The organism is Streptomyces sp. NBC_01408, assembly GCF_026340255.1.
Lineage (GTDB): Bacteria > Actinomycetota > Actinomycetes > Streptomycetales > Streptomycetaceae > Streptomyces.
Genome location: NZ_JAPEPJ010000001.1, coordinates 4,752,140 through 4,773,026 on the forward strand (window position 1 = coordinate 4,752,140; position 20,887 = coordinate 4,773,026).

General features: G+C 72.2%; 18 protein-coding genes. 10 read left to right on the top strand and 8 right to left on the bottom strand.

Translation table 11 applies throughout. From position 1 onward, the window contains the following. Positions 1 to 57: 57 nt before the first annotated feature. Together OG447_RS21625 and OG447_RS21630 are read right to left on the bottom strand one after the other, a co-directional pair. On the bottom strand, positions 58 to 1,125 hold the full coding sequence (locus OG447_RS21625) for a DUF1152 domain-containing protein (protein ID WP_266938495.1): 1,068 nt from the start codon (positions 1,123 to 1,125) through the stop codon (positions 58 to 60). Next, positions 1,122 to 2,561, bottom strand: a complete 1,440-nt coding sequence (locus OG447_RS21630) for a coproporphyrinogen-III oxidase family protein (RefSeq protein ID WP_266938496.1) — start codon at positions 2,559 to 2,561, stop codon at positions 1,122 to 1,124. The genes OG447_RS21625 and OG447_RS21630 overlap by 4 nt, the downstream gene beginning before the upstream one ends. A gap of 255 nt (positions 2,562 to 2,816) precedes the next feature. Here OG447_RS21630 and OG447_RS21635 point away from each other — a divergent pair, with 255 nt between their 5' ends. Genes OG447_RS21635 through OG447_RS21650 form a run of 4 tightly spaced genes read left to right on the top strand, consistent with a single transcriptional unit; the run spans position 2,817 to position 7,534 of the window. Next, on the top strand, positions 2,817 to 4,031 hold the full coding sequence (locus OG447_RS21635) for an ATP-grasp domain-containing protein (RefSeq protein WP_266938497.1): 1,215 nt from the start codon (positions 2,817 to 2,819) through the stop codon (positions 4,029 to 4,031). A gap of 13 nt (positions 4,032 to 4,044) precedes the next feature. Then, positions 4,045 to 5,286, top strand: coding sequence for an acetyl-CoA carboxylase biotin carboxylase subunit family protein (locus OG447_RS21640; protein WP_266938498.1), 1,242 nt, complete (start codon positions 4,045 to 4,047; stop codon positions 5,284 to 5,286). Beyond that, the gene (locus tag OG447_RS21645; RefSeq protein WP_266938499.1) at positions 5,283 to 6,536 is read left to right on the top strand and encodes an MFS transporter; all 1,254 of its coding nucleotides are present in this window, start codon (positions 5,283 to 5,285) and stop codon (positions 6,534 to 6,536) included. Before OG447_RS21640 ends, OG447_RS21645 begins: the two co-directional genes overlap by 4 nt. Further along, entirely contained in the window at positions 6,533 to 7,534 is a 1,002-nt protein-coding gene (locus tag OG447_RS21650; protein ID WP_266938500.1) for a GNAT family N-acetyltransferase, read from the top strand. The genes OG447_RS21645 and OG447_RS21650 overlap by 4 nt, the downstream gene beginning before the upstream one ends. 54 nt (positions 7,535 to 7,588) lie before the next feature. Here the strand turns inward: OG447_RS21650 and OG447_RS21655 are convergent, their stop codons facing one another. Continuing rightward, complete coding sequence (locus OG447_RS21655; protein WP_266938501.1) at positions 7,589 to 8,425, bottom strand: class II glutamine amidotransferase; 837 nt, start codon at positions 8,423 to 8,425, stop codon at positions 7,589 to 7,591. Positions 8,426 to 8,650: 225 nt separating this feature from the next. Between OG447_RS21655 and OG447_RS21660 the strand changes: the two genes are divergently transcribed. From OG447_RS21660 to OG447_RS21670, 3 genes are read left to right on the top strand one after another with little or no spacing between them, the layout of a single operon-like run. Further along, the gene (locus OG447_RS21660; RefSeq protein WP_266938502.1) at positions 8,651 to 9,577 is read left to right on the top strand and encodes an oxygenase MpaB family protein; all 927 of its coding nucleotides are present in this window, start codon (positions 8,651 to 8,653) and stop codon (positions 9,575 to 9,577) included. After that, on the top strand, positions 9,559 to 11,712 hold the full coding sequence (locus tag OG447_RS21665) for a serine/threonine-protein kinase (RefSeq protein WP_266938503.1): 2,154 nt from the start codon (positions 9,559 to 9,561) through the stop codon (positions 11,710 to 11,712). Before OG447_RS21660 ends, OG447_RS21665 begins: the two co-directional genes overlap by 19 nt. Further along, positions 11,709 to 13,298 carry an NAD(P)/FAD-dependent oxidoreductase gene (locus tag OG447_RS21670; RefSeq protein ID WP_266938504.1) on the top strand — a complete coding sequence of 530 codons (1,590 nt, stop codon included), beginning with the start codon at positions 11,709 to 11,711 and terminating at the stop codon, positions 13,296 to 13,298. Before OG447_RS21665 ends, OG447_RS21670 begins: the two co-directional genes overlap by 4 nt. Before the next feature lie 56 nt (positions 13,299 to 13,354). Here OG447_RS21670 and OG447_RS21675 read toward each other — a convergent pair whose 3' ends face one another. After that, positions 13,355 to 13,801, bottom strand: coding sequence for a nitroreductase family deazaflavin-dependent oxidoreductase (locus tag OG447_RS21675; RefSeq protein WP_266938505.1), 447 nt, complete (start codon positions 13,799 to 13,801; stop codon positions 13,355 to 13,357). A gap of 71 nt (positions 13,802 to 13,872) precedes the next feature. Beyond that, positions 13,873 to 15,081 carry an FAD-dependent monooxygenase gene (locus OG447_RS21680; protein WP_266938506.1) on the bottom strand — a complete coding sequence of 403 codons (1,209 nt, stop codon included), beginning with the start codon at positions 15,079 to 15,081 and terminating at the stop codon, positions 13,873 to 13,875. Positions 15,082 to 15,164: 83 nt separating this feature from the next. On the opposite strand from OG447_RS21680, the gene OG447_RS21685 reads away from it, so the two are divergent. Both OG447_RS21685 and OG447_RS21690 read left to right on the top strand, forming a co-directional pair. Further along, a complete protein-coding gene (locus OG447_RS21685; RefSeq protein WP_266938507.1) occupies positions 15,165 to 15,848 on the top strand; it encodes a TetR/AcrR family transcriptional regulator in 684 nt (227 codons plus the stop codon). 9 nt (positions 15,849 to 15,857) lie between these two features. Further along, a complete protein-coding gene (locus OG447_RS21690) occupies positions 15,858 to 16,247 on the top strand; it encodes a VOC family protein (RefSeq protein ID WP_266938508.1) in 390 nt (129 codons plus the stop codon). 28 nt (positions 16,248 to 16,275) lie between these two features. Here the strand turns inward: OG447_RS21690 and OG447_RS21695 are convergent, their stop codons facing one another. From OG447_RS21695 to OG447_RS21705, 3 genes are all read right to left on the bottom strand, one after another. Next, on the bottom strand, positions 16,276 to 17,484 hold the full coding sequence (locus tag OG447_RS21695; protein ID WP_266938509.1) for a WD40 repeat domain-containing protein: 1,209 nt from the start codon (positions 17,482 to 17,484) through the stop codon (positions 16,276 to 16,278). A 64-nt stretch (positions 17,485 to 17,548) separates the two neighbouring features. Further along, on the bottom strand, positions 17,549 to 18,463 hold the full coding sequence (locus OG447_RS21700) for a hypothetical protein (RefSeq protein WP_266938510.1): 915 nt from the start codon (positions 18,461 to 18,463) through the stop codon (positions 17,549 to 17,551). A 322-nt stretch (positions 18,464 to 18,785) separates the two neighbouring features. After that, positions 18,786 to 19,958, bottom strand: coding sequence for a PQQ-binding-like beta-propeller repeat protein (locus OG447_RS21705; protein ID WP_266938511.1), 1,173 nt, complete (start codon positions 19,956 to 19,958; stop codon positions 18,786 to 18,788). Positions 19,959 to 20,252: 294 nt separating this feature from the next. Here OG447_RS21705 and OG447_RS21710 point away from each other — a divergent pair, with 294 nt between their 5' ends. Then, positions 20,253 to 20,843 (top strand): TetR/AcrR family transcriptional regulator, encoded by a 591-nt coding sequence (locus OG447_RS21710; RefSeq protein ID WP_266938512.1) that lies wholly within the window; start codon positions 20,253 to 20,255, stop codon positions 20,841 to 20,843. Positions 20,844 to 20,887 lie beyond the last annotated feature (44 nt).

Here is a 20,887-nt window from a genome sequence, read left to right on the forward strand (position 1 = left end):
GGCCAGGGGCGAAGGGCCCGGCACGGCTACGGTGTGCCGGGCCCTTCGGCGTGCGGTTCAGGTGAGCTGGAGCAGTGGGGTGCCGGTGCCGGTGCCGAGGACGTCTCGGAGGGCCGGGATGTCTGTCCAGGTGAGGCCTAGGGCGCGGGCCGCGTACCGGAGGGTGACGTGGTCGGCTCCGTCGGCCGCTTCGCGGAGGGTCTTCATGACCTCGTCCACGTCGAGGCAGGCGGTCCCGCCGGCGGGCGGGTCGTGCCGGGGTGTCCGGCTGCGTTCGTGCTCCAGCCCGTGGATGCCGGTGATCCGGTGGGAGAGGTCGGCCGCCTCGTCCAGGGTTGCCGGACGCTCGTCGAGGAGGGCCTGTGCGACCGGGTTGTGGCCGATGGCTTCGTGGAGCGGCAGGTGGTACAGCAGGGGGGAGACCTCGGTGAGGTGGATGGTGCCGTTGACGGTGCGGACGGCGCCGCGGGCGCCGTGGACGGCCGCGGCCCACAGCGCGGATGCCTCGGAGGGGTGCCAGGCCAGCGCGGGGGCGGCTGCTGCGGCCGCGCCCCGGCCGGGGGTGAGGGGGTGGTGGCGTCCGGCGAGGCGTTCGAGGAGGGTCTCTTCGCCGATTTCCCCGTCGAGGCCGGGGCCTGCGACGTAGACGGTGGTGGGGACGCCGGTGAGGTGGCAGGCGGCGAGGGTGTAGGCGTCCCCGAACGGGCTGCACAGGGTGGGCTCGTTGCCGTGGGTGAGGATGTCGCCGCCGATGTCGACGATGCGGATCCGGCCGCCTGCGGCCTCGGCCATGGATTCGACCTGTCGGGACAGGGCGGAGAGCCCCTGGGCGGGGTCGAGCAGCAGCAGCCGGGCCGGCAGATCCCTGGCGAGGCCCGGCATGGTGGATCCGGCCGGGAGGCGGGCGCGGGTGGCAGGCGTGAATGCCGCGGCGCCGCCGGCTGCGGGGGCGAGCCCGGCGAAGTCCCGTCTCCCGAGGGGTCTGGGGGTGGGGTCGACCTCGGGGCGTTCCCATGCGTAGGTGGCGATCAGCGGTGGGGCCGGGTCAAGGGTGATGGTGCGGGCGGCGATGAGGGTGCCGATGGGGTCTCCGCCGCCGCCCGCCGCGACGTACAGGTCGCTCATGCGGCGTCCCCGCGCAGGTCGATGCCGGTGATGCGTACGGGGGTTGCTCCCATGTTCCGCTGGGCTCGGGCGTTCGCCGCGTGGAGGTTCTCGTAGTACTCACGGTCGAGGCCCTTGACGGGCTCGGAGTAGAACATCCAGGACAGGACGTCGCGGTACTTGAAGCCCCTGGGGGTGAGCTGGATGCGGCGGCCGATGCGGTGGATGAGCCCGTTGGACTCGGCCGCGTCGAGGACGGGTTCGAACTCGGCGGCGTGCTTCTGGTAGCCGAAGCGGTCGAGTTCGGTGAGGTCGAGGTCGAAGGAGTCGAGGACGAGGCGCTTGCGGACGATTTCCTCGCCGGTCAGTTCGATGCCGGTGACGGGGACGATCTCGTGGTTCCTGGCCTTCTTGATGTAGTCCGCGACCTCGGCCGTCGAGGGCTTCACGCTGCCGGTCATGTAGTCGAGCACGCTGGTGTACGAGCGGGCGCCGACGCCGAGGCCGAGCAGGGGGACGCCGTGGAAGGTGAGCACCTTCTGGACGTAGCCGCCGCGGCCGGGCCTCTTGTAGCGGACGGAGCCTTCCTGGACGTAGCCGTGCTCGAGGAAGACCTGGCGGGCGTAGTCGTAGCGCTCGTACAGCTCGGGCTGCCACATGTACTGGTAGGAGCCGGTCTTGGAGAACCAGGCGTCCGGCCGCACCGTGAGGAAGTAGGTGCTGATGGTGGTGGGCCGGAGTTTCGCCAGTTCGTTCACGCTGTGGCGCCAGGTCTCGGGGGTCTGTCCGGCGAAGCCCATGATGAGGTCGGTGGACAGGTCCGGCAGCCCGAGTTCGTGTGCGGTGTGGATGGCTCGGCGGATGACGCCTTCGTCCTCGCCGCCGCGGCCGGCTTCGCGGATCTCGCGGGGGACGAGGGACTGGATGCCGACGTTGGCGCGGGTGAGGCCCATCTCGATGAGGGCCTTGAACTCGTCGGGTTCGTCGGCGATGGAGGACGGGGTGGCTTCGACGGCGACCTCTTCGACCGTGGAGCGCCAGTTGGGGTAGATGCCACCGATGGTGGCGAAGATCTGCTCGAAGTGGCGGGGCTTGAGCAGGGCGGGGGTGCCGCCGCCGATGTAGACGGTGCGCAGGCGCCGGGCCTGGATGATCTCGGCGTGATCCCGGATCTGCGTACACAGGGCGTCGGTGTACGCGTCGAAGACGTCCTCGTCGGTGCTGATGACGGTGTAGAGGTTGCAGAAGCCGCATTTGCGGTCGCAGAAGGGGACGTGCAGGTAGAGGTTGAGTTCGGGGACCTGGTAGTTGGCGAGGTCGGCGGCCCACACGTCGGGGATGGTCCACTTGCCCTCCGGGAGGGGGCGGTACGTGGAGCGGGGCGGGTAGGAGTACTGGTAGGGCGGGATGACGCCCTGGTCGATGTGGTCGGCGAGCTGCTGGCGCAGGCTGGTCACGGTGCTCGTTCCCCGTTCGGGTCGCGGTGCGGTTTACCTGGCGTGGCGATCCGATCACGGGACGCTTGTGCGGCTCCATGGGCTGTGAGCACCAAATGCCGTGGGGTTACTGACCAATTGACTGGGCTTTGCTCCAAAACATCATGCTGTGAGGCAAGTTGTTTTCGTCTGTCAGGCCCATAGCCGCTACCCTCCCTCCGCGGCTTTGCTGGTGGAATGAGAATCGGTACGGGCCCGCGCGGGCCGGGAGTTCTGGTGATCGAGCCGATGGGGAACGCGGGGCGTTTCCTCGTGGAGGCCGCTGACCGGCTGGGGCTGCGCCTGTACGCGGCCACTCACAAGGACATCCACGACGGCTACCCGGACTGGCTGCGATCGGCCCTCGCGGGGGTGTGCGCGACGGATCTCGCGGATACCCCGAGAGCCCTGGAAGACATGGACGCCTTCTGCCGGCAGCACGCCATCGCGGGTGTCGCTGCCTGCTTCGAGCTGTTCACCCCGCTCGCCGCGCTGCTCGCCCAACGGGTCGGCCTGCCCGGAAACGATCCTCTGCTCGCGCGGGCGGCCAGGAACAAGATCCTCATGGGTGAGGCGTTCGCCGCGGCCGGGATCCCCGCCCCCCGCTGGACGGTCGTGCGGGACGTGGCCGAGGCGCACGAGGCGGCGCGGTCGCACGGGCTGGGCCGGCCGCTGGTGGTGAAGCCGGCGGAGCAGGGCGGCTCGTGGGGCGTGTCCGTGGTGGACGGCCCGGACCGGCTCGCCTCCGCGATCGGTGCGGCCCAGCAGTACACGCACGCCTATCCGCACGGCCTGAAGCTCGACACGCGGGCTCTGGTGCAGGAGTACGTCCCCGGGGAGGAGTACTCGTGCGAAACGGTGGTCGCGGACGGGGTGGCCTACCCTCTGCCGGTCGTCAGGAAGGACACCACCCAGGGCCGGCACCGGATCGAGACCGGGCACACCTGCCCCTCCGGTCTGGCTCCGCCGCTCGCCAGGAGGGTGCAGCACACCGCGGCGCGGGCAGCGCTCGCCGTCGGCGTGCGCAACGGGATCGCGCACACGGAGGTGAAGATCCCCCCGGGCACGGAGACGCCGTATGTGATCGAGACCGGCGCCCGCCTGCCGGGGGACAACCTGTGCGAGATCATCGAGGCCGCGACGGGCGTGAGTGAAGCCGTGGCCTACCTCCAGGCCGTGCTCGGCCGGGTCCCCGACACCGCCGCTTCCGCTACGGACGCGGCGGCGATCCGGTTCCTGCTGCCCCAGCACGGCGGGGTGCTACGGGAGGTGTTCATCCCGCAAGCACCCGGTACGCACAGCGAGTTGCACCTTCAGCCCGGGGACACGGTGCCGGAGCCGGCGGATTCGGCCTGCCGGATCGGGCACGTGGTGGCCCGCGCGGAAACGGTTGACCAAGCATGCGACCTGGCAGATCAGGTGGCCGCCGGGTCCCGCGTGGAAGTGGGCTGAACCGGTGCAGAAGATGGCGTTCTTGCGGTCGGTGGGCATCCAGCGTGCCGACCCCTACATCCAGCAGGCCGTACGCGGGCTCGCGGCCGACGGGATCGAGGCCGGGCTGTTCCACACCAGCGGCAGCCCCGGTGACGAGGACTTCCCCGGGTACCGGGAACGGCTTGACCGGGGGGTGACTCCGCGGGAGCTCGCGGATGCGGTCGCCGCCTGGGGGGCGGATGCGGCGGTGTCGATCTCGCTGCCGTGCGAGAACGCGCTGCGCGATGCCGTAGCCAAGGCCTTCCTGGACGCCGTGGGCATCCCGACGGTCATGACACCGCTCGCGGCGACGATGCTGCTGGTGGACAAGTGGGAGACCAAGAAGCTCTGCGCACAGGCCGGGCTGAAGGTGCCGGACGGGTTCCGCGCCGACTCCGGTCTGCTGGCGGGGCGGGGCCTGCCGGCGCCCGGCTACCGGGACGCGCTGCGCGTGCAGGCCGAACGGATCGGCTACCCGCTGATGTCCAAGCCCGCGTGGGACTCGACCAGCATGGGCATCCGCACCCTGCACTCCGCCGCCGACCTGGACGCCTACCTCGCGTCCCCGCCTGAGGTGTCGGCGGTGGTGGAACAGGTCGTCGAAGGCGACCTGTGCAGCGTGGACATCGTGGGGCGGCCCGGCTCCTACCGGGTCCTGCCGTTGTGCTGGACCGGACGCGCCGGGGCGGAACCGGTGTTCACCTTCGCCGACCTGCGCTGGTGCGGGCCCCGTCGGACGGCGGACGCCGCGTTCGCCGAAGTGGCCCGCACCCTGATCACCCTGTGCGGGAACCTGGGAGTGTGCGGGTCGGTCAACGTCGATATGGTCTATACCGGCGGCCAGTTCGTGATCCTGGAGGTCAACCCGCGCATCGGCGGCGCCACCACACTGTCGTGCGCCGCGTCGGGCACGAACACCTTCACCTCCCTCGCCCGCATGGCCCGCGGTCTCCCGCCGGCCGGCGACACGGTGCAACGGGCCGGGTGGGCGATCGAATTCCTCGCCGGGGGCCGCATGCCTCCGGCGGTGGTGGCCGAGCTCCGCAACCGCGTTGCGGTGGTCACCGCGCATGAGCTGGTCATCGACGGCACCTCCCACGGGGACATCGTCGTGGTCACCCTCGCCGAAGGCGAGGAGGACAGGACGGTGAAGGCCCTGACGGAACTCCACGGGGCGACCGGCTTCCCCGCGGCCGATGTCATGGGCAAGATCAGCTCCCTGCTGAGCCCGTGAGCGCGGCCGCGGACACGCGCCGCCGCCCCCGCGCCGCGGAGCGCCTGGGCGTGCCGGTGCTGCGCGGGCACGGCCTCTTCATCACCGGCAACCTGATCGACTCCGTCGGCAACGGCATGCTCCTGCCGCTGGGGCTGCTGTACTTCACCGACGTGCAAGGCCTGCCGCTGGCGCAGGTGGGCCTGGCGATGACGGTGGGGCAGGCCATCGCGCTGCCGGTCACGTTCCTCGCCGGACGCCTCATGGACCGCGTGGGGCCGAAACGGGTCGTGGTGTGGGCGAACATCCTCTCCGCCGCCGGGTTCACCCTGTTCCTGTTCGCCGGCGAGCTGTGGCACGTCGTCGGCGTGTACGTGCTGGTGCAGGCCGGGATCAACATGTACTTCACCGCGCAGCGCACCCTGATCACGCACGTCACCGAACCCGAGGAGCGCCGGTCGTGGTTCGCGTTCACCGGCTCCCTGCGCAACATCGGCCTCGCCGCGGGGGCCGCCGCCGCGGCGGGGGCCCTGACGGTGTTCGGGAAGGGCTCGCTGTGGTGGCTGATCGCGGTCGACGCCGCGACCTACCTGCTGGCCGCCGCCTGCTTCGCCGCCCTCACCACCGCTCCACCGCAGTCGCGGGCCACGCCGCCCAGTGCGCTGGTGACCCGGGCCGACCACGCCCGCCGCTACCTGCTCCTCGTGTCCGTGAACATCCCCTACGTCCTCGCCCAGGCCGTCCTCGCCGTGCTCGTCGCCATCTACACCACCCGCGCCCTGGGGCTTCCCGCGTCGGCGGCGAGCGTGCTGTTCGTCATCAACACCGTCATCGTCTCCGGGTGTTCGACAGCCGTCACCGCGCACCTGGCGCCGAAGGTGCCCCGCCGCGCCGTGGCGGCCGGATACCTGATCATGGCGGTCGGGATGGGGGCGTTCGCCCTGCCAGCGCTGCCCTCTCTCGCCTTCACCGCCTGGGCGGCCCTCGTCTTCGCGATCGTGCTGTTCAGCGTGGCTGAGATCCTCCTCGGCCCGGCATTGAGCGAACTGTCCGTGAGCCTCACCCCCGAGGCGGCCGGGGGCTTCACGCAGGGTCTGTACCAGTTCTCCTGGGCCATCGGCATGGTCGCCGCTCCGGCCCTGTTCACCCTGCTGCTGGAAGCCGGGCCCCTCGTGCCGTGGGGTGCCGAAGGCGCCGCCTGCCTGATCGCCATGTTCGCCGCGCCCGCCCTGAAGGCCCCCAACCGCCACCGCCGGAGGAAACCCCGTTGATCACGAGCATCGTCGAATCCATCCACGCCGTCCCGGCCGCCGAGTGGGAGCGGCTCGCCCGGCCGGCCGGCTTCTACCTCTCCCACCAGTGGCTCGCCGGCGAAGAAGAAGACCCCACCGCCACGTGCGCGTACGCGCTCGTGCGGGACCGCACGGGCGACCTGCTCGCCGCCGCGCCCCTCTACCTGGTGCGGGACGAGCCGAACGACTCCTACCAGCCGGGCACCGTACTGCCCTCACACCTGCGGCCCCGCGTGATCGCCGGAGCGCGGCGCGGCTACCACAACACCCCGCTCACCGCCCCCGGCCTGGAGGCCGTACAGCGCGACGCCTGCCTCGTCCTCCTCCGGGACGCCGCACGCCACTTCGCCGACCGGAACGACACAACGCACTGGTGGCCCTACCTCACCACCCCGGCCACCACCCGGCTCGCCCGCTTCTACCCCGAACGCCCCCTCCACCTGGAGGACGACGCTCTCATCCCCCTGCCCGGGGCAGGGATCGACGACTACATCGCCTCCCTGCCCTCGCAGCGCCGTGCCGGCATCCGCCGCGAACGCCGTGCCTTCGCCGCGGCCGGGCTCGATGTGCGCCACCAGGCGCTCGCGGACTGCTTCGAGGACGCCGGGGTCCTGCTCGCCGGACACCAGCAGGATCACGGGCACGACCGGGACGGGACCGACGCGATGACCGCGCTGCTGAAGCGGCAGGCGGCGGCGATGGGCGGCGAAGCGCGCGTGGTGGCCGCCTACGACAGGCGGCGGATGATCGGGTTCTGCCTCTACTACCACTACGGGGCCACGACGTGGATCCGTGCGGTCGCCGTCGACCGGCGGCATCCGGCGCCCCACCTGTACTTCAACCTCATGTACTACCTGCCGGCCGAAGACGCCTATGCCCACGGCGCGACCGGCCTGCACGCGGGCATGACGACGATCGAGGCCAAGCGGCGGCGCGGCGCCGCGGTGTCCGGCCTGTACGCGCTGGTCGACCGGTAGCCGGATGCGGGAAGGCCCGGCACTCGCCGGCCGGCGCCCGCGGTCACACGTGCGTCACGCCGGCAGCGGGGCGAAGGTGTGCATCTCGTCCGCCCCACCTGCCCGGACGATGCCGTAGCTGCTCTCCGGTACCTCGTTCCAGGCGCCGGGCAGGTCGCCGAGGGGCTCGGAGACGATGAGGCGCGTCTCCTCGGAGAGGTCCCGCAGGAAGGCGACATCGGGGTGCAGACGGCGCAGTGCGTCCACCCGGCTGCTGTAGAACAGCGACCGGGACGTGTGCTGGCTGGAGTACCGGAAGGCCCAGACGTGTGCGCCGTCGGTGATGGCGAGCGTCATCTGGAGGGGGAACTCCACGCCGTGCTCACGGCCGACGCGCTCCACCACTCCCGCCATCCTCGCGACGGCGGCGGGCGGGTCCTCGTCCAGGCCGAAGGTGAGGGCCAGGTAGAACAGCACCTCGGAGTCCGTGGTCCCCCCGATGTCCGCGTACAGGGCGGGGTCGACGAGCAGGGTGAGTTCACGGCGCATGAGGTGGAAACCGGAGATGGAGCCGTTGTGCATGAACATCCAGCGGCCGTGCCGGAACGGGTGACAGTTCGACTGCTGCACCGCCGTGCCGGTCGACGCCCGGATGTGCGCGAAGAACAGCGGGGAGCTCACATGGTCCGCCATCTCCCGCAGGTTGCGGTTGTTCCAGGCGGGACCCACGTCCCTGAGGAGGCCCGGAGAGTCGTTGCCCTCCGAGTACCAGCCGACACCGAAGCCGTCGCCGTTCGTGGTCTCCACGCCGAGTTTGGAGTGCAGGCTCTGGTCGATCAGCGAGTGGGCCGGTTTGTACAGGATGGTGTCGAGCAGCATGGGAGTTCCCGAATACGCGAGCCATCGGCACATGCGTCATCACCTGGATCCCTACGGCATGGCGGGAACAGGACCAACTTCCCGCTCGCCCCCGATCCCATTCTCGGCTCCCTCTCCGGGGAGCGCCACGCGGGTGCCCGCACCGGCCGTCCCACCGGCTCGGCCGTGCCGGACGGCGTCGGCCGGTATGCCGGGGCACCGGCCCGGGTACACCACACGGGACGGCATCCGACCCCATGGTCCCCGGGAGGCTCAGGCGTGGCTGTACCCGACCCCGGGCTCTACGGGCCCCGGTCCGTGACCTGGCAGTGTCACGGGGATCCGATGATGTGGATCGCCGGGGTGCGCGCGCTGTACCTGCAAGCCCTGCATCCGCGGGCCGTGCGCGGCGTGCTGGAGAACTCCTCCTTCGAGCGCGATGCCTGGGGGCGGCTGCTGCGGACGGCCGACTTCGTCGGCACCCTCACCTACGGCACCACCGAGGACGCCGAGCGGGCCGGTGCGCGGGTCCGCGGGATCCACCGGAGGCTGTCCGCGACCGACCCGGCCACCGGCCGGAGCTTCCCCGTAGACGACCCCGAGCTGCTGCTGTGGATCCACTGCGCGCAGATCGACAGCTTCCTGCACGTCCTGCGCCGCTCCGGCATCCCCCTCACCCCGGCCCAGGCCGACCGCTACGTCGACGAGAACCGGGTCAACGCCCGCCTGGTCGGACTCGACCCGGCCGGGGTGCCCGCCGGCACCGCGGAGCTGGCGGCGTACTTCGAGGCGGTCCGCCCCGGCCTCGCCGCCGGGCCCGACGCCCGGGCCGTGGACGCCTTCCTGCGCAGCCCGCCCGTCCCCCCGGCCCTCGTCCCCGGCCGGAACCTGCTCTGGCGCCCGCTCGCCGGCCTCGCGTACGGTTCCCTCCCCGGCTGGGCGCACCAGCTGTACGGGCGGCCCGCACCGGCCCCGCGCGTCGTCACCCGGCGCATGCGTCTCACCGGCCGCGTGCTGCGCAGCATTCCCGCAGGTCTGCGCTGGCAGCTGCCGCCAGGTCACATCTTGAAAGCGATGCGTCGCATGGGCCCCGGGAGCCGCCCTTCGCCGTACACACTGCGTACATCAGCGGCCATACTGGACGGGCCGGGGAGGGCACAGCACGACGACGGGGGCGGCTTCAAGACATGGCGGAGTCCAGACTGATCCAGGGCCGGTACCGGTCGCTCGATCTGATCGGGCGCGGCGGCATGGGCGAGGTGTGGCGGGCCCGGGACGAATCGCTGGGCCGGCAGGTCGCGGTGAAGTGCCTCAAGCCGATCGGCGCCGAGCAGGACGCGCACTTCACCCAGGTGCTGCGCGAGCGGTTCCGCCGCGAGGCGCGCGTCGCGGCCGCCCTCCAGCACCGCGGGGTCACCGTCGTGCACGACTTCGGTGACGACAGTGCCGCGGGCGGCTGCCTCTACCTCGTCATGGAACTGCTCGAAGGCCGCAACCTCAGCCAGCTCCTGGAGGACAACGAGGCGCGCCCGCTCCCCGTCGACGTGGTCGTCGACATCGCGGAGCAGATGGCCGCCGCCCTGGGCTACACGCACGACCAGGGCGTGGTCCACCGCGACCTGAAACCCGCCAACATCATGCGCCTCACCGACGGCACCGTGAAGATCTGCGACTTCGGGATCGCCCGCCTCGCCCACGACATCGGCTTCACCGCCAAACTCACCGGCGGCGGCATGGCCATGGGCACCCCGCACTACATGTCGCCCGAGCAGATCGCGGGCGGCGAGGTCGACCACCGCAGTGACCTCTACTCCCTCGGCTGCGTCCTGTACGAGATCGCGACCGGCGCCCCGCCCTTCGACCTCGGCGACTCCTGGTCGGTGCTGGTCGGCCACCGCGACACCCCGCCGGTGCCGCTCCGCGAGCACCGCCCCGAACTGCCCGGCTACTTCGAACGGGTGGTCCTCGACCTGCTGGCCAAGCGCCCCGAGGACCGTCCGGGCGACGCCCGCCACCTGCACCGCCGGCTCGTCGAGGAACGTGCCGGCCGCGTCGGCCTGCCCGGCGCCCGGGGGCCGCTCCCGGACTGGGCCCGGGGGATGACCGCCGGCCGCAAGGCCGGGACCGACGCCCGCCCCGCGAGCGGCGCATGGGCCGTGCTCACCGGCTCCTGGACGGCCGCCCGCCTCGACGGCCGTCCCACCGGGCACAACGGCATCCCTCACCCCACGCAGCAGGGCCCCGCGCACCCCGACGGCCCGCAGCGGATCGTCCGCCCCGAACCCGCCGAGGACCCGCGGCTCACCGTCGCCTACGGGATCCCGCGCGCCCCCTGGCTGGAAGCCCCCCGCCCGGACGGCCCCGGTGCCGACGGGTCCGGCGCCGCGGCCCTCGCCGCCGGGCACACCCGCGCCTTCTCCCTCAGCCGCGCCGGCCGGCCCGAGGCCGCCCTCGCCGTGTACCTGACCGTGGCCGACGGGCGCGCCCGCGTCCTCGGCCCGGACCACCCCGACACCCTTGCCGCGCGCCAGGAGACGGCGTACGAACTGGGCCGGCTCGGCCGCCACCAGGAGGCGTACGAGACCTACCGGGCGGTGCTCGTCGCCCGCGAGCGGACGGCGGGCCCGCGCCACCCCGACACCCTGCGCTGCCGCCACAACCTGGCCTGCGCGCTGGGGGCCCTCGGCCGGTTCGGGGACGCCCACGCCGCCGCCGAGGAGGTCGCCGCCGCCCGGACGGCCGTGCTGGGCGCGGAGCACGCCGACACCCTGCTGACCCGGTACGAGGTGGCGTACGCGCTGGGCCGGCTGGAGCGCTGGGAGGAGGCCCTGGCCGGTTTCCGCCACGTCGCCGCCGTACGGGAACGCGTCCTCGGCCGGGACCACCCCGACACCCTCGCCGCGCGCTACGAGGTCGGCATCGCCCTCGGCCGCACCGGCAAGTGCGCTCAGGCCCTCGACCTGTTCCGGGCCCTGGTCCGCGACCGCACCCGGGCGTACGGGACCGCCGACCCCGAGACCCTGCGCGCCCGCCACGTCCTCGGCGTCAACCTGGGCCGGCTGGAGCGCTGGGAGGAGGCCGTCGCGGAGGCCCGGCAGGTGGCCGCCGCCCGGGCCGAGACCCTCGGCGCGGAGCACCCGGACACCCTGGTCAGCCGTCGCGAACTCGCCGTCGGCCTCGGCCGGCTGGGCCGCTGGGAGGAGGCCCTGCCCATCTACCGCGACCTCTCGGGCATCCGCGAACGGGGCCTCGGCGACGAGCACCCCGACACGGCCCTGGCCCACGCCGACGAGGCGTACTGCCTGGAGCGGCTCGGCCAGGTGTGCTACCAAGAGCCATGACGACCTTCGGGCGGGACGTGTACGACGACGTGATCGTGGGCGGCGGGCACAACGGCCTGGTGGCCGCCGCGTACCTGGCCCGGGCGGGCAGATCGGTCCTCGTCCTGGAACGGCTCGGGAACACCGGCGGGGCGGCGATCTCCAGCCGCCCCTTCGTCGGCGTCGACGCCCGCCTTTCGCGGTACTCGTACCTCGTCTCGCTGCTCCCGGCGAAGATCGTGCGCGACCTGGACCTGCGGTTCGAGGTGCGCAGGCGGACCATCTCTTCGTACACGCCCGTCGAGCGCGACGGGCGGCCCGGCGGCCTGCTCGTCGGCGGCGGCGAGCAGCGCACCCGGGAGTCCTTCGCCCGGCTGACCGGCTCGGAGCGGGAGTACGAGAGCTGGCGCGCCTTCTACGGAACCACCGGGCGGCTCGCCCGGAAGGTCTTCCCGACCCTGACCGAGCCGCTGCCCACCCGGGCGGAGCTGCGGGCGCGGATCGACGACGAGGCCGCCTGGCGGATGCTGTTCGAGGAGCCGCTGGGACAGGCGGTGGAGCGGTACTTCGCCGACGACCTGGTCCGCGGGGTGGTCCTCACGGACGGGCTGATCGGCACCTTCGCGGATGCGCACGACCCCTCGCTCGCGCAGAACCGCTGCTTCCTCTACCACGTCATCGGCGGCGGGACGGGTGACTGGGACGTCCCGGTCGGCGGCATGGGCGCGCTGACGGACGCCCTGGCCGCCGCCGCCCGCGAGGCCGGGGCGGAGATCGCCACCGGCCACGAGGTCCTGCGGATCGACACGGACGGGACCGCTCCGGCCGAGGTGGTGTTCCGTACGGCCACGGGGGAGGGGAGCGTCGTCGGCCGCACGGTGCTGGTGAACGCCTCGCCCCGGGCCCTGGCCGAACTCCTCGGGCAGGCGCCGGCGGAGCCCGCACCCGAGGGGGCCCAGCTCAAGGTCAACATGCTGCTGCGGCGGCTGCCCCGGCTGCGGGACACCGCCGTCGACCCGCGCGAGGCCTTCGGCGGCACCTTCCACATCGCCGAGGGGTACGCCGAACTGGCCCGGGCCCACGCGGAGGCCGCCGCCGGGGAACTGCCCTCGGTCCCGCCCTCGGAGATCTACTGCCACTCGCTGACCGACCCGACGATCCTGGGACCGGAGCTGGCGGAGCAGGGCTACCAGACCCTCACGCTGTTCGGCCTGCACACCCCGGCCCGGCTGTTCGGACACGACAACCGGCAGACGCGCGAGGTCCTGCTGACGGCCACCCTCGCGCAGCTCGACGCGCACCTGGCCGAACCGCTCACCGACTGCCTGGCCTTCGACGCGGACGGCCGCCCGTGCATCGAGGCCAAGACCCCGCTGGACCTGGAACGCGAACTGCGCCTGCCCGGCGGGCACATCTTCCACCGGGACCTGTCCTGGCCGTACGGGGACGAGGACGGGGACGGCGTCGGGGCCGGTACCGGGGCCGGCCGGTGGGGCGTGGCGACCGCCTACCGCAACGTACTGCTGTGCGGGGCGGGCGCGGCGCGCGGCGGCGGAGTCAGCGGGGTCCCCGGCCACAACGCGGCGATGGCCGTGCTGGGGCACTGACCCGGACGCGTGTCCCGGCGGCAGCGCCCCCGCGGCCGTCTCCCGGCGGACACCCCCTAGCGCGCGGGCTCGATGACCACGATCGGGATCTCGCGGTCCGTCCTGGCCTGGTACTCGTCGTACGGGGCCCAGTGCTTGACCATCAGCGGCCAGTACGCGGCGCGTTCCTCGGAGGTCGCCGTACGGGCCGTGCCCTGGAGGACCTCGGGGCCGACCTGGACGCGGACCTCGGGGTGCGCGGACAGGTTCCGGTACCAGAGCGGGTCCGCGACGGCGCCCCCGTTGGACGCGACGAGGAGGTAACGGCCGTCGGCCTCACCGTAGATGAGCGGGGTCCGCACCGGCTTGCCGGAAACCCGGCCCAGGGTGGTGAGGAGGAGGGTCTGGGTACCGTTCCAGTACTGGCCCTCGGCCCCGTTCGAGCCGACGTACTGCCTGATGTGGTCCAGCGTCCAGCCGGGCTTGGGGTCGGTCGGGTTGTCCCAGTCGATGTCGGTGTTCATGGGTCGGCCTTCCTTCGTGTTGAACCGTCAACGAACCTCACCAACGAGTGTCAACGCGGAGGGGCACGGGGTTATGCCGCACGCGCCGCCGGCACGGCAGGGGCCGGGAGCGTGAATCCGTCGAAGAGGTCGTCCAGTGCCCGCAGCGCGAAGCCCGCCGGGGCGGCACGGACGGCGAGGTCCCGGCAGGCGACGGCGAGGGGGTGGGTGAGGGCGGCGATCCGCCCCGCGCGACGGGACCGCACGCGGATGGCGTCGGTACGGGCGAGGCGGACCGCGCTGTAGGCGGCGAGCGCGGCCGGCACCTCCCGGGTCTCCAGCAGATGGGCCAGGACGACGGCGTCCTCGATGGCCTGGCAGCCGCCCTGGCCGAGGTTGGGGGTCATGGCGTGGGCGGCGTCGCCGAGCCAGGCGAGTCGGCCCCGGTGGTACTGCGGGAGGGGGGCGGCCAGGTCGTACAGGTCGTGCTGGAGCACGGCGGACGGGTCGATCCGTTCCAGCAGGGCCGGGATCGGGTCGTGCCAGGTGCCGAAGCGGCGCAGGAACTCGGCGCGCGGGTCCGCGGGGCGGTACCCCTCCGGGACGACGGCGGTGGCGAAGAGGTAGAGCCGGCCGTCGGCGAGCGGGACGACGCCGAAGCGCTCGCCGCGGCCCCAGGTCTCGATGACGTCGGCGGCGGGGCCTGCGTCCGCGCCCGCCGCCGCCGGCAGCACGGTGCGCCAGGCGGTCTCCCCGCTGTAGCGCAGCCCGGGGTGGGTGGGGAAGTACTGGCGGCGGAGCGGGCTGTGTATGCCGTCGGCGGCGAGGACGAGGTCGGCGCCGAAGTCCCCGGCGCGGGTACGGACCACCGGGGAGCCGTCGGCGTCGTCGACACCGGTGACGGCGGCGGCGTACCGGACCGCGCCGTCGGGGAGCGCGGCGGCCAGAGCGGCGACGAGGGCCGAGCGGTGCACGGCGAGCGGTGCCCGGCCGTACCGGGCGGCCAGCGCGGCGCCGTCGGTGCGGTTCAGCCATGCGCCCCCGGGGCGGCGCAGGCCCATCGCGGCGGGGCCCGCCGTGGGGCCCGCCGTGGGGCCCGCGGCGATGGCGGCGTCGAAGCCGATGGCGTCGAAGGCGCGCAGGGCGTTGGGGGCGAGGAGGATCCCGGCGCCGACGGCGTTCGGCCCGGGCGCCCGCTCGCACACGGTGACCCGCCAGCCGCGGCGGTGCAGGGCCACGGCCGCGGTGAGTCCGCCGATCCCGGCACCTGCCACGACCGCATGACGCTCCAGATCCGGCATGGCGCACCTTCCCGTTCCGCCCGGACCCTCTACAGGCGTAGAGGATCGATGTCCTGGTCACTCTACAGCTGTAGAGTTCGGTTATGTCCACCCCTCACACGACCTCGCCCGCGGCGGACCGCCGGACGCTGATCGCGGACACGGCGATCGGCCTCGTGGCCGCCTCCGGGCTGCGCGGCCTCACGCACCGTGCCGTCGACGGCACGGCCGGACTGCCGGCGGGCAGTACCTCCTACTACTTCCGTACGCGGACGGCGCTGATCGGTGCCTGCTACCGGCGGCTGGCGGAGCTGGATCTCCACGACCTCGACGCGGGCGCGGAGCGCGGCGGCGGTCAGGACGGCGGTGGCGAGGAGGGCGGCGGGGCAGCGGGCGGCGGGGACGGGCCGGCGCCGGAGCCGGGGGACCTCGAGGCGGCCGTCGCGATGCTCACGGGACTGCTGTACCGCTGGCTGACGGCGGGGCGCGAGCGCCAGCTGGCCCGTTTCGAACTCGGCCTGGAGGCGGCCCGCAACCCAGAGCTGGAGACGGAGTTCCGACGGGCCGGGGAGGAGCCCCGGGCCCGGGCCGCGGGTCTGCTCGCCGCGCTCGGGGCGGAGCGGCCCAGGGAGGCGGCCGAACTGCTGGTGGCCTGGACGGACGGGCTCCTCTACGACCGGCTGGCCGGCTCCCTCGCCCGCTCGCGTTCGGCTCCGGACCTGGCCGAACTGGCCTGCGTCGCCCGGCGGATGATCGCCGCGGCCCTCGCCCCGACCGGGGCTGGGTAGGATCCGGCCATGATCGCTGAACTGCAGTGCGTGGTCCTGGACTGCCCCGACCCGCTGGAGCTCGCGGAGTTCTACCGGTCCCTGCTGGGCGGCGCCGTCAACCAGCCGGACCGGCGGTGGGCGGTCGACGAGGGCTGGGCGACCCTGCACACGCCCTCGGGCTCCGTGTTCGCCTTCCAGCGGGTGGCGGACCACCGGCCGCCGAGCTGGCCGGACCCCGCCCGGCCGCAGCAGTTCCACCTGGACTTCGGCGTGCCGGACCTGGACCGCGCGCAGGAGCGGGTACTGGCCTGCGGTGCCACGCTCCTCGACGACGGCTCGGGGCAGGGCTCCGGCGAGCCCGGCTGGCGCGTCTACGCCGATCCGGCCGGGCACCCCTTCTGCCTCGTACGGCACTGATGCCACGGTCCTCCGGGGTCCTCCGCGGTCATGTGGCCCGTCGCTTGACGTTCCACAGTTGCACGGTGGAGTAGGCCTCGGGGGCTGAGGCGGAGGTGGCGAGCGTGTGGCCGTCCGGGTGGAAGGTGATGTGGGTGGCGCCGTTGGGGCCGGCCGGCACGGAGGTGATCTCCTTGAGGGACGGCAGGGCCCGCAGCGTGATGACTCCGTTCGGGGTGGGGCCGCCTCTGGAGGTGGCAATGAAGGAGCCGTCCGGGCTCATTGCCATCTGGTAATGCTCATCCTCGGTCCCGAGGGTGGCTGTGAGTTTGCGTGAGGCGACGTCCCAGACGGCGATTCTGCCGAAGGCCCCGACCAGGGTCTTGCCGTCCGGGGTGAAGGCGAGGTCGATCACCCCGAGGGCGCCCGCGTTGTCCAGTGGCAGGGTGGCGATCTGCGACCAGGTGGAGGTGTCGAACAGGATCACACCGCCCTTGGGCCCGCCGCCGTACCCCGCGGCCAGCATCTTCCCGTCCGGGCTGAAGGCGACGCTCCGCACGCTGCTCAGGCGGGTGCCCTCGCCCGCTCCGACCAGCAAGTCCTTGACGTGTGCACCGGAACGTACGTCCCAGACAGGGACCTTGCCGATGCCGTCACCCGCGTTCCGGGCGCCGGCCACCAGCCTGCCGTCCGGGCTGAGCGCCACCGCCGACATGCCCTCCAAGGGCAGGCCCTCGGAGGGTGAGGTGACCGCTGCGACCTCCTTCCGCGTGGCGACGTCCCAGACTGCGATCCCGCCGACATCGCTGGCCACGCGGTTTTCCAGAGTCGGTGGCTTCAGATAGCCGAGAGCGAGCAGGCCGCCCGCGAACACGAGGTCCTGGGTGAACATCGCGTCCTTCGGTGCCAATGTGGTGATTTCCGCCCGGGAGGCCGCATCCCACAGGGTGACGCTGGTCTTGAGGGCAACGGCCAGGATCTTCCCGTCCGGGCTGTATGTGATGCGAGGGAACAGGTCGGTCGCGCCGACCTCGATCGTCGCCGTCGGCGCGAGCTCCAGGCCAGCAGGTCCGTCGCTGGCAGGTTTCCCGTCCTTCGGCCCGCTCCCGGCCCCCTCGTCCGTCGAGCCGGAGCTGAGCCAGATGCCCACGGGGACCGCCACGGCTGCGGCTGCCCCCAGGCCGCCAGCCGCCAGGAAGGCCCGCCGCCGCATACGACCCGCCTGGCGCGGGTCCGCCGCCCCTGAGTGGTCACTCATGGAGACATCCAATCGTCGCGTCGTAGGTGTGTCGTCTGATCCCGCCTGATGGGGAGTCAAGGGATCAGTTGCCCCTGCCGGGTTGTACGCGTTCCAGGGTTTTGGTGGCGGTGCAGCCCTGCTGGGTCATCTCACCGATGCAGCCCCAGCCTTGGGAGATGACGTGTCCGAAGTACTGGACGGGGTTCGGTGGCACCGCCTCCGTGGTGATGCCGGCCGCGACTGTCGGGATGCGCTGCTCGTGCTGCCCGGTGGTGTCCGTGTACGAGGCGTTGATGTGCCACTTGCACGTCTGGTCGGTGACCACGGCCTGGACCCGCAGGGCCATGTTCGACTGGCCGTTGCCCAGGTCGATGGCGTTGTGGCGGAAGTACAGCTGGCCCTGGTCGTCACCCTCGTCGAGGACGTACGGCCCCTCCGGCTTGTCCGCCTGGCCGCCGCTCATGTCCCACAGCAGGCCCGGGCGGGTGTTGGACCCGGCCGGTGGCATGTCGATCACCGTCCGCGCGGTCGGTGCGGTGCACGCGTCCTTGACCGCGGTCATGCTGTTGATGGTGAGTCCGGCGCTGCGGTCGCTGTTCAGGTTCAGGTTGAACGTCTGCGCCATGATGCCCCGTGGCATTCGATGGCCGCCCGCCAAGGGCTTCTGAAGGAGCAGGGGATACTCGATGATGCGCCCGCCGAGGGGTTTCATGAACGCCCAGACTTCTTTCGGCTGCCCTCCGTTGAGGCTCGTGAGGGTGGCCTGCTCACCCGCGGTCAGCGGCCTGTCCAGGACGATGGTGATCGGATCGCCCCCCTCTTGTTCGTAGTCGTGCGGGGTGATGGTGGAGACGAAGGCGGGTTGCTCGCGGTCGACGGCCTTCTCGGCTTTCTTCTCCGAGCGTGCCCGGTCGTTCGACGTGGCCTGGTCCAGGCCGAAGTTCGCGTAGTACGCGAACAGGATCCCTCCCACGATCACGGCAGCCGCGACGGCCACGTACAGCGCCCGGTGCTTCGGTGCGAGCCCCCGGAACCCCGGCAGGCGGTCGTCGGCCAGCGCGTTCCATGCGGTCGGACCGGGCGGCGGTGCGGGCTCCTCCGAGCCGGCCGTCGGAGCCCCGTTGTGGATCCGGCCGGCCGGAGTGGCCGGGGCCGGCGCAGGGGTTCCTGCTGAGTGCTCCGGTGTGTCCGGGTCAGGAGGTGGCGGCGGTGGAGTGGGTGGAGTGGGTGGAATGGGTGGAGTCGTGGTCATGGAGTCCCCCGGGATTCCGATGTGTTCGTATGAGCGTCTACGGCCGAACCGTCTCGGCCCCGTTTCCCTAGGTCCAGGCCGTGGGTGTCTCGGCCGGAGCGGCGTCGGTTGGAGTGGGCAGTGCCGGTCCCGCGCCGGTGGCCGCGTCCAGGGCGTACACGTTCCCGTCGTTGCTGCCGACGTACACGAGTCCGCCGGCGACGGTCGGGGGCGAGTGGACCTCGTCCCCGGTGGCGAACGCCCACTTCTTGGTGCCGGTGGCGGCGTCGATGGCGTACACGTTCCTGTCGAGGCTGCCGGCGTACACCACCCCGCCCACCGCGGTCAGCGACGAGAAGACCGCGCCACGCGTCCGGAACCCCCACTTCTTGGTGCCGGTCGTGGCATCCAAGGCGTGTACGTACCTGCCCTCACCGATGTACACCGTCCCATCGACGACCGCGGCGGTTCCGCTGACCCATCCCCCGACGGGGGAGGCCCACTTCTGGCTGCCCGTCGCGGCGTCCAGCGCGTACAGGTTCTCGTCTCGGGCTCCGATGTACACCACCCCGTCGACCACGGCGGGCGACGCGGCGACGTACTGCCCGGTTGGAAAGACCCACCTTCTGGAACCGGTGGCGGCGTCGAGGGCGTACACGTTCCCGTCGAAGCTGCTGATGTACACCACCCCGTCCGCGACCGCTGGAGAGGATGAGATCCACTTTCCGGTGGGGAAGACCCACTTCTTGGTGCAGGTAGCGGCGTCGAGGGCGTATACGTTCGCGTCGTGGCTGCCGAAGTACACGGTCCCGTCGGCGATCACAGGCGTCGAATGGACCCAGCTGCCGGTGGTGAAGGACCACCTCTTGAGCCCGGTGGCAGCGTCCACCGCGTACAGGTTCATGTCCCCGCTGCCGAAGTACACCGCTCCGTCGGCGACGGCGGTCGACGATCGAACCGCGTCGCCGGTGGCGAAGGCCCAGTGCGGGGCGCCGGTGCTCGCGTCCAGCGCGTACAGGCTCTTGTCGTGGCTGCCGATGTACACCACCCCGTCGGCGACCACCGGTGATGCTTGCACCCAGCTTCCGGTGGCGTGTCGCCACGTATGCGGTGGACGGGCCGTACCGGCGCTCCCGCTGCTGCGGGGACTGCTGCCGCCCCGCCCGCCGTCGCCCGCGCTGCACCCGGCGGTGGTGAGTGCGGCGCCCGCTCCGATGCCCAGCCTCAGTAATGTCCGGCGGCTGATGTGTCCCGGCTTCACCTGGCTGCCCCCCGACGCGTCCCGTCCACCGGCCGGTCCTCCGCAGCCTCGTCGGCGAAGCCGCGGCGACTGCGTCCGGGGTGCTGGTCAGGCAGGTGCACCGCCCTCGTGATCGCACCCATTGGCACGCGGCGGCTCTGCATCACAGGCGTACTCGTCTCCGGCACGAAGCCAGTGTGAGGCCCCACTTGGCAAACTGAAAGTCTTTCTAGAAAGAATTCTAAAAAAGTGTTCTAAGCTGTGCACGACGAGGACAGAGAGATCTGCCGATACGAGACCAAGGACGACTGCTCGATGAGCCCGAAGCAACAACGCGGCGAAGCCACCGTCGAACAGGTCCTGGACGCAGCGCTCCGCCTGTACGCCTCGTCGGGCGAATCCGGGCTCACCCTCGGCGCCATCACCAAAGCCAGCGGGGTCAGTTCCGGCAGCATCTACCACCACTTCGGCAGTCTCGACGGCGTGGTCGCCGCGCTCGCGCAGCGTTCGTTGGAACAACTCCTGAAGACACTGGTGACAGCGTTGGTCCAGGCAGTCGACGCCCGCTCCGGTATTCATGCCGTGGTCCTGGCCTACTTGGACTTCGCGCAAGCCCATCCGGACGCAGCCCGCCTCATGCACTCCGTCACCGCGGACCGTGAGGGCATGGCCCACGCGCGGGAGATCCGTGATTCCCAGGAGGCTCGGCTGACACCGATCGCCCTCTGGATCCACGCGCACCAGGAATCCGGCGAACTCGCCGAACTCTCCACCCCCGTGATCGAATCCCTCGTCCTGGGGCCGGTCGTCGGTGTCGTCCGCCGCTGGCTCACCGTAGGGGACCTGGAGCTGGAGGAAGCCGCCGGCGCGCTGCCCGAGCACATCTGGCGGTCGGTCCGCCGTTAGGGCGGCGGACCGAAGTCCGGCCGGGGTGTCGATCGCCCCGGGTC

Bases quoted from the DNA above. Each gene is read 5' to 3' on its own strand.
- OG447_RS21655 (WP_266938501.1), bottom strand. From the start codon at position 8,425: ATGTGCCGATGGCTCGCGTATTCGGGAACTCCCATGCTGCTCGACACC.
- OG447_RS21680 (WP_266938506.1), bottom strand. From the start codon at position 15,081: ATGCCGGATCTGGAGCGTCATGCGGTCGTGGCAGGTGCCGGGATCGGC.
- OG447_RS21710 (WP_266938512.1), top strand. From the start codon at position 20,253: ATGAGCCCGAAGCAACAACGCGGCGAAGCCACCGTCGAACAGGTCCTG.
- OG447_RS21640 (WP_266938498.1), top strand. From the start codon at position 4,045: ATGGCGTTCTTGCGGTCGGTGGGCATCCAGCGTGCCGACCCCTACATC.
- OG447_RS21665 (WP_266938503.1), top strand. From the start codon at position 9,559: ATGGCGGAGTCCAGACTGATCCAGGGCCGGTACCGGTCGCTCGATCTG.
- OG447_RS21625 (WP_266938495.1), bottom strand. From the start codon at position 1,125: ATGAGCGACCTGTACGTCGCGGCGGGCGGCGGCGGAGACCCCATCGGC.
- OG447_RS21685 (WP_266938507.1), top strand. From the start codon at position 15,165: ATGTCCACCCCTCACACGACCTCGCCCGCGGCGGACCGCCGGACGCTG.
- OG447_RS21690 (WP_266938508.1), top strand. From the start codon at position 15,858: ATGATCGCTGAACTGCAGTGCGTGGTCCTGGACTGCCCCGACCCGCTG.
- OG447_RS21695 (WP_266938509.1), bottom strand. From the start codon at position 17,484: ATGAGTGACCACTCAGGGGCGGCGGACCCGCGCCAGGCGGGTCGTATG.
- OG447_RS21675 (WP_266938505.1), bottom strand. From the start codon at position 13,801: ATGAACACCGACATCGACTGGGACAACCCGACCGACCCCAAGCCCGGC.
- OG447_RS21670 (WP_266938504.1), top strand. From the start codon at position 11,709: ATGACGACCTTCGGGCGGGACGTGTACGACGACGTGATCGTGGGCGGC.